Here is a 9,506-nt window from a genome sequence, read left to right as displayed (position 1 = left end):
GATCCCCGGCGCTTCGGCTATGCGATGCGCTCGATCGGCACCGGCGGCGAGACGCTCGGCGCCGATATGCTCGACTGGAGCCGCGAGACCTTCGGCTTCCCGGTCAACGAGTTCTACGGCCAGACCGAGGCGAACCTGCTCGTCGCCAATTGCGCGAGCCTCTACCCGGTGAAACCCGGCTCGATGGGCCGCGCCGTGCCCGGCCACCGGGTCGCAGTGATCTCCCCCGAGGGTCGCGAGTTGCCTGATGGCGAGCAGGGGTTGATCGCGGTCGCGCGGCCCGATCCGGTGATGATGCTGGAATACTGGAACCAGCCCGAAGCCACGGCGGCGAAATTCATCGGCGACTGGCTCGTCACCGGCGATAGCGGCGCGCGCGACGAGGAGGGCTATTTCTGGTTCCAGGGCCGCGACGACGACATCATCTCCTCGGGCTCCTACCGCATCGGCCCCGGCGATATCGAGGACTGCATCATCCGCCATCCCGCCGTGCTGATGGTCGCGGTCATCGGCGTCCCCGATCCCGTCCGCACCGAGATCGTCAAGGCCTTCGTCCTGCCGAAACCGGATGTCACGCCAACGGCGGACCTGGCGATCGAAATCCAGGCCTTCGTGCGCGACCGGCTGGCGGCCTATCAGTACCCGCGCGAGGTCGAGTTCGTAACGGAACTGCCGCTGACTGCGACCGGCAAGATCATGCGCAAGGATCTGCGGAATCGCGAAATCGAGAAGCAGCGGGGCGGGTAACGCCAGCCGTCATGCTCGGGCTTGACCCGAGCATCTCAGGACCAGACGGCGCCTCTTCTCGGAAGAGATTCTCGGGTCTGCGCTTCGCTTCGCCCGAGAATGACGCGGTGGTTCACACCGCCTCCAGCACCAGTTCAAAGGTCATCAGCACCGGGTTGTCGCCCCGAACCAACCGCCCGCTCGCCAGCGCGCCGCTATAGTCGACCAGCGCGACCTCGATCGCCGCCTCAAATCCGCCAGTACCAGACGCGATCCGCCCTTCCGTGATCGCAACCTCCGTCGCGAAATTCTCGACCACCCCGCCATCGACGAACCGCGCGCCAATGGTCGAGCCGACCCCGCCACGGATCACGGCCTCGCGGATGCCGCGCTCTGCGCAGAACGCTTCCAGAGCTCCGCAGAAATCGACATTCGGCTTCACGCGCAACGCGAAGAAGCGCCCATCCCCGGCGCCGCCGGATACAGCCGCCACCGGCCCGAACAGCTTGAAATGGGTCTCGCTATCCGGCTCGGCCGTGAAAGCCGCGCCATCGAGTCCGGTAGCCTGAAGCGTGATCGTCTCGGCGACCGTCGTCTCATCCGGCAGGATATGCCCGCCGCTGCGCTTGCCGTCTCCCTCCACCCAGAGCGCATGCGCGTGGAAGAACGGCGCCCCATCGCGCTGGCCGAATGTCATCGCGCCGACCTCGATCCGCGCCCCGCGCTCCGGCCGGAAGGTCTCGCTGTAGAAGGCCGCATGCTCCGGCGTCTTCGACAAAGCCGGCATCACATAGGCGAAAGGCGCGAGCTTGAGGCCATCAAGCATCACCACGCCTGAGACGAAACCCGCGGCCGCAAAGCCGCTTCTGACAGCCTCCAGCATCGGCACACCGCCAGGCAGCGTCAGCGAGAACGCCCGCCCACGGCATTCCACCCACTGGATGCGCTCGGGCGTGCCTGTGCCGGGCTGCTCGATCCGCCTCACGACGCCTTCCCCTTCAGGAAGTCGAGCTCGCCGCGCTTCTCCAGTTCGTCCTTGACGAGGCGCTTCGGCACCTTGCCATAGCCCGATTTCGGCAAGGCATCCCAGAACAGGAAGCGCTTCGGCATCTTGTAGCGGGCGATCTTGGGCGACAGGAAATCCGCGATTTCGCCTTCGGTCGCGTGCTGGCCGGGCCGGTTGACGCAGACCGCGATGCCGATCTCGCCCCAGATCGGGTCGGGCACGCCGAGCACGGCGACTTCGGCGATCGCCGGATGGGTCAGGATCTTCTCCTCGATCTCGCGCGGATAGATGTTCGAGCCGCCGGAGATGTACATGTCCGAGGCCCGGCCGGTGATGTAGACGAAGCCCTGTTCGTCCATATGGCCGAGGTCGCCGGTGCGGAACCAGCCGTTGCGGAACGACTTCGCATTGGCTTCCGGGTTGTCGTAATAGCCGGCGAAGACGGCCGGCCCGATCACGCAGATCTCGCCCTGCACGCCGGGCTCGACCTCCCGGCCCGCCTCGTCCTGGATCTGCACCTGCATGCCCGTGCGCTCGAAGCCGCAGGTGCCGACGCGGGCATTCGGCCCGTCCTCGGCCTCGTGCAGGGCCGGCGGCAGCACGGTGATGTTGCCGGTGACCTCGCCCAGCCCGAAATACTGCACGATCACCTTGCCGAGCTTCTTCAGCGCCGCCTTCTGGTCCTCGCGATACATCGGCGCGCCCGCATAGATGATGTGGCGCAGGCTGGAATGATCATGCTGGTCCACGGCCGGATGCTCGACCAGCATCTTCAGGATCGTCGGCACGGTGAAGATGTTGCTGATCCGGTGCTTCGCGATCAGCCGGTAGGCCTCGTCGATATCGAAACGCTCGGTCGGCAGCAGGATCGAGGTCGCGCCCCGCGCCGAGATCATCAGTTGGTGCACCCCCGCGCCATGCGAGAGCGGCGCCACCACCAGTGAGGCATCCTTCTCGGTCGAGCCCGGCACGAGATCGCAGAGATGGTTGGTGATCACGAAGCCCATCTGGCCATGGGTCAGCACGGCGGCCTTGGAGCGCCCGGTCGTGCCGGAGGTGAAGAAGAACCAGCAGGGATCGTCATGCTGGACCGCGACATTCTCGACCTTTTCGCCGCGATGGCGCGCGATCACCGCACCGACCTCGTCCTCGCCGAACGCGCCCTCTCCGATCCGCCAGGTGAACTCCGGCGCCGGGCTCGCAGCCGCGACGGCCGCGGCATGCTCCGGGAAATCGCCATGGCAGAGGAAGCCCTTCGCGCCGGAAGCCGTGGCGAGATAGGCGACCTCGTCCGGCAGCAGGCGGAAATTGGTGGGCACCCAGACGGCGCCGAGCCGGAACGTCGCGAACATCGAGACGAACATCGCGTCGCAATTCTTGGAATGGACGAGCAAGCGGTCGCCCTTGCCGATGCCGCGCGCCTTCAGACCCGCGGCAAGCGCCGAGACCTGCACATCGATCTCGGCCCAGTCGAGTGTCTTCTCGCCCCAGATGAAGGCGGGATGCCGGGCCAAGCGCCGTGCATTCTGCGTCGCGATATGGGCGAGGTTCATCACGCGCCGGGTCATCGGCACGACGCCCCCGGTCGGGGCGGCTGTTGCAGAGCTCATCTTGCGGCTCTCCCTGTCTCGATGGATCGCGGCATAGCGGCCGCCATGGGCCTGCCGGCCCGTTTGGATACGAACATCTCGGCCAGGAGCGCTTCCATGCGCTCGGCCTCGCGCGCCAGCGGCACGGCAAGCTCCGCCTGTCGGCCTGGCGCCATGCGGCTGTCGATCGCGGCGATGGACAGCGCGCCCGCGACCCGCCCGTCCGGATAACGGAAGGCCCGGCCGATGCCCCAGGAACTGGCGACGAGCCGGCCGGGATTGAGCGAGAAGCCGCGCGCGCGCGTCTCGGCGATATCGACCCGCAAGGCATCCGGCGCGAAGCCGGGATAGCGCGCCAGCAGCACGGCTTCATTGGCCACGATCACCCGGTCCACATCATCGTCGGGCAGCGCCGCCAGCATGGCGAGCGAGCCGGCGCCGACGCCGAGCGGATGCTGATCGCCGGCCTGCAAGGCATGGGTCCGCACCGGATAGGTTCCCTCCTCCCGATGCAGGCAGATCGCGTAATTTTCGCGCCGGACGGTCAGGAAGCTCGTGTCCTGCGTTTCCGCCGACAACCGGCGCAGGCCGTCCATCGCGATTTCGAGCAGGCCGTGGCGCCGCGCCGCCAGCACGCCGAGCACGAAGGCCTCTTCGCCCAGGCAATAGCGCCGCGTCTGCGGCTCCTGCTCGACCAGGCCCGCGCGCATCAAGGCCAGCAGCAAGCGCCGCGTCGTCGGCTTGTTGAGCCCGCTGCCGGAGACGATCTCGCCGAGCGGCAAGCCTTCGGCCGGCTCCCGCCCGATCAGCGAGAGCAGCCCGAGCGCCCGGTCGACGCTCTGCGAGCCGGACAGGCCGGCTTCGGGCGCGGAATTCTGCGGCAAGCGCTCCTCCAGGTAGTCCATGATATGGACCTTATTCTTGTATCCCAACCCTAGATGGGCGCTTTGCGGATTGCAATGCCGCACCCCTCGTGTAATCTGCCGGCCGTCCCGCTGCCTGGCTATTCACAGTGTGGACCACAATCGACGCCGGCGACACACAAGATCGGCGCGAAGGGAGGAACCGAACGATGGCCCCCAGGGCATCCCATAGTGCAGGCGCATTGCGCCTTGCGACCGGCATCTGAGGCCGGCGCATGAGCGATATCGCCGATACCCTGACGATTCCCGAGAACCTGAGCGAGAACGCGGATGCGCGCCCGGGCTCCGCCATCATGCGCCCGGTCGAGATGGTGGCGGCCGCGCTGGTCGCCTTCATCATCGGCGTGCTGCTGCTCGGCGTCGTCTCGCGCTATGTCTTCGCGCTGCCCTTCGTCTGGGTCGACGAGGTCGCCTCGATCGCCTTCATCTGGCTCGCGATGCTCGGCGCCGCCATCGCCGTCGACCGCAACGAACATCTGCGCCTGACGCTCTTCGTCGGCATGATGCCCCCGCGCCTGCGCGAGTTCACCGAGACGCTGGCGCTGACCGCCGTCGCCGCCTTCCTGGCCGCGATGGTCGATCCGGCCATCGAATATGCGGTGGAGGAGAGCTACGTCACCTCGGCCGCGCTCAATATCCCCGTGAGCTGGCGCGTCTCGGCCATCGCCGTCGGCATCGTGCTGATGGGGCTGTTGACCCTGCGCTATCTCTTCAGGACGGCGCGCCTCGCCGACATCGCCGCTGCGGCCGCAATCATCGGCGGCTTCGGCCTCGCCTTCTGGCTGCTCGGGCCGACGCTGAAAGGCCTCGGCTACTACAACATCCTGATCTTCCTGATCGGCGTCGTCGCCGCTTGCCTCGTCGCGGGCGTGCCGATCGCCTTCTGCTTCGGGTTGGGCACGCTCGCCTTCCTCGCCTTCTCGACCAATGTGCCGATGCTCGTGATGATCGGGCGGATGGACGAGGGCATGTCGAGCCTCATCCTGCTCTCCGTGCCGATCTTCGTGCTGCTCGGCTGCATCCTCGACGCCACCGGCATGGGCAAGGCGATCGTCGATTTCCTGGCCTCGCTGCTCGGCCATGTCCGCGCCGGCATGTCCTATGTGCTGCTCGGCTCGCTCTATCTCGTCTCGGGGATTTCGGGCTCAAAGGTCTCGGACATGGCGACGGTCGCGCCCGCGCTGTTCCCGGAGATGAAGCGGCGCGGCTACAAGCCCAAGGATCTGATCGCGCTGCTCTCCACCGGCGCGGCGATGGCCGACACGGTGCCGCCCTCGATCGTGCTGATCGTGCTCGGCTCCGTCGCCGGCGTCTCGATCGCCGGCCTGTTCAACGCAGGCTTCGTCATCGCCGGGGTGCTGCTGGTGGCGCTCGCCGGCCTCGCCCGCTGGAAGGCGGCAGCGGAGGACATGAAGGGCGTGCGCCGCGCTCCGTTCGCGGTGATCGGCAAGGTCGCGCTCGTCGCCGCACCCGCGCTGGTCCTGCCCTTCATCATCCGCGCCGCGGTCGGGGGCGGCGTCGCCACCGCGACCGAGGTCTCGACCATCGCAGTGCTCTACGCGCTGGTCATCGGCATCGTGCTCTATGGCGGCATCAGCCCGCGCAAGTTCTACGCGATGCTGGTCGAGACGGCGGCGCTCTCGGGCGCCATCCTGATGATCCTCGGCACGGCGCTCGCCATGGCCTGGGCCCTGACCCAGACCGGCTTCGCCCGCGACCTCGCCAGCTTCATGGCGCATCTGCCCGGCGGCTGGCTCAGCTTCATGGCGGTGTCGATCGTCGTCTTCATGATCCTCGGCTGCGTGCTGGAGGGCCTGCCGGCGATCGTGCTGCTGGCGCCCTTGATGTTCCCGATCGCCAAGAGCCTCGGCATCAACGACGTGCATTATGCGATGGTCGTGGTGACCGCGATGAATATCGGCCTGATGGCGCCGCCGATCGGCATCGGCTTCTACATCGCCTGCAAGATCGGCAACGTCTCGCCGGACGAGGCGATGGGCGCGATCTGGCCCTATCTCATCGCCCTGCTCGTCGGCCTCGTCGTCATCGCCCTCGTCCCCGGCCTCTCGACCTGGGTGCTGTGAAGCTCATTGCTAACCACAAGAAAACAGACGCTCTCAAGGAGAAAACGCCCATGACCATCTCGCGCCGCACCCTGCTCCAGGCGACAGCCGCCGCCTCCGCCATCGGCACCTTCCATATCGGCCGCGCCAATGCCCAGGCGGCCGAGTTCACCTATAAATACGCCAACAACCTGCCCGTCGCGCACCCGATGAACGCCCGCGCCAACGAGGCGGTGGCCAAGATCAAGGAAGAGACCAAGGGCCGGGTCGACATCCAGATCTTCCCGAACAACCAGCTCGGCTCCGACACCGACATGCTGAGCCAGGTCCGCTCGGGCGGCGTCGAGTTCTTCACGCTCTCGCCGCTGATCCTGTCCACGCTGGTCGCCAACGCCTCGCTCTCCGGCATCGGCTTCGCCTTCCCGAACTACGATGCCGTCTGGAAGGCGATGGACGGCGAGCTCGGCGCCTATGTCCGCGGCCAGATCAACAAGGCCAATCTCGTGGTCATGGACAAGATCTGGGACAACGGCTTCCGCCAGATCACTTCGTCCAAGGGCCCGGTCGCCACGCCCGAAGACCTCAAGGGCTTCAAGATCCGCGTGCCGGTCTCGCCGCTCTGGACCTCGATGTTCACCGCCTTCCAGTCGGCCCCGGCCTCGATCAACTTCGCCGAGGTCTACACCGCGCTGCAGACCAAGATCGTCGACGGCCAGGAGAACCCGCTCGCGATCATCTCGACGGCCAAGCTCTTCGAGGTGCAGAAGTATCTCTCGCTGACCAACCATATGTGGGACGGCTTCTGGTTCCTGGCCAATCGGCGCGCCTGGGAGAAGCTGCCGGAAGACCTGCGCGCCATCGTCGCCAAGAACATCAACGCCGCCGCGCTGCTGGAGCGCGACGACGTCGCCAAGCTCAATGCCAACGTGCAGGGCGAACTCGTCGCCAAGGGCATGATCGCGAACGAGACAAAGGCCGATGCCTTCCGCGAGGCGCTGCGCAAGGCCGGCTTCTACGCCGAGTGGAAGAAGAAATACGGCGACGAGGCCTGGGCGATCCTGGAAAAGGCGGTCGGCAGCTCGCTGAGCTGATCGGCATCTCGCATATGAACCCCGTCATTCCGGGCAAGCCGCGCTAGCGGCGCCGACCCGGAATCCATCGTAGAGCGCAGCGCCCCATGATGGATTCCGGGTCTCCGCTTCGCTCCGCCCGGAATGACGCTCTCTCTATGAACTGCGGATTACGACCATGGCCGACCGGCTGAAGGGCAAGATCGCCATCGTCTTCGGCGCCGGCTCCTCCGGGCCCGGCTGGGGCAACGGCAAGGCTGCAGCCGTGGCCTTCGCCCGCGAGGGCGCCAACGTCGCCTGCATCGACCTGAACCGCGAGGCCGCCGAGGAAACCGCCGCGATCATCGCCGGCGAGGGCGGCAAGGCCTTCGCGCTTGCCGCCAATGTCACCGATCTCGCCTCGGTCGAGGCCTGCGTCGCCGAAACCGCCCGGCATTTCGGCCGCATCGACATCCTCCACAACAATGTCGGCGTCACCCATATGGGCGGCCCGGTCGAATTGTCGGAGGAGCAATTCAACGCCTCGCTCCAGCTCAATCTCGGCTCGGTCTATCGCTGCGCCAAGGCCGTGATCCCGGAGATGCTGAAGGGTGGCGGCGGCGCCATCGTCAACATCTCCTCGCTCGCCGCCATCCGCTGGACCGGCTATCCCTACTTCGCCTATTACGCGACCAAGGCGGCGGTGAACCAGGCGACGGTCGCGCTCGCGATGCAATACGCCAGGCAGGGCATCCGGGCGAACTGCATCATGCCCGGCCTGATCGACACACCGCTGATCTACAAGCAGATCTCCTCGCAATACGCCTCGGTCGAGGAGATGGTCGCGGCCCGCGACGCGCAGGTGCCGATGGGCAAGATGGGTACCGCCTGGGACATCGCCAACGCGGCCGTCTTCCTCGCCTCTGACGAAGCGAAATTCATCACCGGCGTCTGCCTGCCGGTCGATGGCGGCCAGAGCTGTACGACTGCGCCGCTGGGCTGATTGTTTCGCTCCGTCGTCATTCCGGGGCATCGCGCAGCGATGAGCCCGGAACCCAGAACCGATGCCGCCTTCCAAACGGAACGCGCGATAGAAGCTTGCGTTCCGCACGATATCGGTCCTGGATTCCGGGCTCGGGCCATTGGCCCGCCCCGGAATGACTGAACGCCCGGAACGCGCCCTAACTGTCGACCGTCCATTCCTCCCCTGGAACGCTTGCTCCATTTCCGCTTCGCTGCCAGAACTGTCGCAACAGGGACGGCAACGGGAATCCAGGATGAGCGACACCGCCGTTGCGGAGCTGCCGCGCGACTTCGACGAATTGCGCGCATCGATCCTCGCCCAGCGCGAGAGCCTGCCCAAGCGCATCGCCCAGATCGCGGCCTATGCCCTCGACAATCCCGACGAGATCGCCTTCGGCACGGCTGCCAGCATCGCGATCTCGGCCGGCGTCCAGCCTTCCACGCTGATCCGCTTCGCCCAGCATCTCGGCTTCGACGGCTTCACCAGCCTGCAGGGCGTCTTTCGCGCCCGGCTGCGCGAGCGCAACTCCAGCTATGAGGAACGCCTCAACACGCTGCGCGTCGGCGACGGCACGGCCGCTGGCAACCACCGCATCCTCGACGGCTTCCTGACCGCCTCGCGCAAGTCGCTGGACGTGATGAGCCGCACGCTCGACGAGGACACGCTCGACCGTGCGATCGAGGTGCTCGCCCGCGCCGAGACGATCTATATCCTCGCCCGGCGCCGCTCCTATCCGGTGGCGAGCTATCTCGCCTATGCGCTCGGCAAGCTCGAAGTCCGCAACCAGATGATCGAATCCGCCGCCGGGCTCGATCCCGAGATGATTTCCTTCGCGACGCCCAAGGACGCCGTCCTCGTCATCAGCTTCTCGCCCTATGCGCCCGCCACCATCGAGGATGCGCGCGGCCTCGCCGAGCGCGGCGTGCCGCTGGTCGCGATCACCGACAGCGCCTTCTCGCCTCTGGCCGGCTTCGCCAAGCTCTGGTTCGAGGTCGCGGAAGCGGATTTCGGCGGGTTCCGCACGCTGGCCTCGACCATGGCTTTGTCGATGGCGCTCGCCGTCGGCATCGGCGAATCGCGCCGGGCCGGACGCGGCAAGAGCCGTCGTGGCGGGTAATCCTAAAGC

General features: G+C 66.8%; 8 protein-coding genes. 5 read left to right on the top strand and 3 right to left on the bottom strand.

Going from position 1 to position 9,506, the window contains the following annotated elements:
- Window positions 1–747: AMP-binding enzyme (locus tag JHD80_RS18390; RefSeq protein WP_199090324.1), on the top strand; the 747-nt coding region annotated here is incomplete at its 5' end.
- A 112-nt stretch (window positions 748–859) separates the two neighbouring features.
- Here JHD80_RS18390 and JHD80_RS18385 read toward each other — a convergent pair.
- The 3 genes from JHD80_RS18385 to JHD80_RS18375 are packed head-to-tail and all read right to left on the bottom strand — an operon-like array spanning window position 860 to window position 4,226.
- The gene (locus JHD80_RS18385) at window positions 860–1,711 is read right to left on the bottom strand and encodes a PCC domain-containing protein (protein ID WP_199090322.1); all 852 of its coding nucleotides are present in this window, start codon (window positions 1,709–1,711) and stop codon (window positions 860–862) included.
- Entirely contained in the window at window positions 1,708–3,342 is a 1,635-nt protein-coding gene (locus tag JHD80_RS18380) for an acyl-CoA synthetase (protein ID WP_199090314.1), read from the bottom strand. Before JHD80_RS18380 ends, JHD80_RS18385 begins: the two co-directional genes overlap by 4 nt.
- Entirely contained in the window at window positions 3,339–4,226 is an 888-nt protein-coding gene (locus JHD80_RS18375) for an IclR family transcriptional regulator (protein ID WP_199090312.1), read from the bottom strand. Before JHD80_RS18375 ends, JHD80_RS18380 begins: the two co-directional genes overlap by 4 nt.
- 233 nt (window positions 4,227–4,459) lie before the next feature.
- On the opposite strand from JHD80_RS18375, the gene JHD80_RS18370 reads away from it, so the two are divergent.
- The 4 genes from JHD80_RS18370 to JHD80_RS18355 all read left to right on the top strand — a co-directional run bounded on the left by JHD80_RS18370 (window position 4,460) and on the right by JHD80_RS18355 (window position 9,497).
- Window positions 4,460–6,328: a TRAP transporter large permease gene (locus JHD80_RS18370; RefSeq protein WP_199090310.1), complete on the top strand. Its 1,869-nt coding sequence runs from the start codon at window positions 4,460–4,462 to the stop codon at window positions 6,326–6,328.
- Between the two features lie 50 nt (window positions 6,329–6,378).
- Window positions 6,379–7,398 (top strand): TRAP transporter substrate-binding protein, encoded by a 1,020-nt coding sequence (locus JHD80_RS18365; protein WP_199090307.1) that lies wholly within the window; start codon window positions 6,379–6,381, stop codon window positions 7,396–7,398.
- A gap of 157 nt (window positions 7,399–7,555) precedes the next feature.
- A complete protein-coding gene (locus JHD80_RS18360; protein WP_199090299.1) occupies window positions 7,556–8,359 on the top strand; it encodes an SDR family NAD(P)-dependent oxidoreductase in 804 nt (267 codons plus the stop codon).
- Window positions 8,360–8,633: 274 nt separating this feature from the next.
- Window positions 8,634–9,497, top strand: a complete 864-nt coding sequence (locus JHD80_RS18355) for a MurR/RpiR family transcriptional regulator (RefSeq protein ID WP_199090298.1) — start codon at window positions 8,634–8,636, stop codon at window positions 9,495–9,497.
- The last annotated feature ends 9 nt before the right edge of the window (window positions 9,498–9,506 follow it).

The sequence above is a fragment of the Allobosea sp. ASV33 genome (assembly GCF_016428755.1).
GTDB lineage: Bacteria > Pseudomonadota > Alphaproteobacteria > Rhizobiales > Beijerinckiaceae > Allobosea.
This window is presented reverse-complemented; position numbering and strand designations above follow the sequence as displayed.

Excerpts from the sequence above, each read along its gene's own strand:
- JHD80_RS18380 (WP_199090314.1), bottom strand. The coding sequence starts at position 3,342 with ATGAGCTCTGCAACAGCCGCCCCGACCGGGGGCGTCGTGCCGATGACC.
- JHD80_RS18375 (WP_199090312.1), bottom strand. The coding sequence starts at position 4,226 with ATGGACTACCTGGAGGAGCGCTTGCCGCAGAATTCCGCGCCCGAAGCC.
- JHD80_RS18370 (WP_199090310.1), top strand. The coding sequence starts at position 4,460 with ATGAGCGATATCGCCGATACCCTGACGATTCCCGAGAACCTGAGCGAG.
- JHD80_RS18365 (WP_199090307.1), top strand. The coding sequence starts at position 6,379 with ATGACCATCTCGCGCCGCACCCTGCTCCAGGCGACAGCCGCCGCCTCC.
- JHD80_RS18360 (WP_199090299.1), top strand. The coding sequence starts at position 7,556 with ATGGCCGACCGGCTGAAGGGCAAGATCGCCATCGTCTTCGGCGCCGGC.
- JHD80_RS18355 (WP_199090298.1), top strand. The coding sequence starts at position 8,634 with ATGAGCGACACCGCCGTTGCGGAGCTGCCGCGCGACTTCGACGAATTG.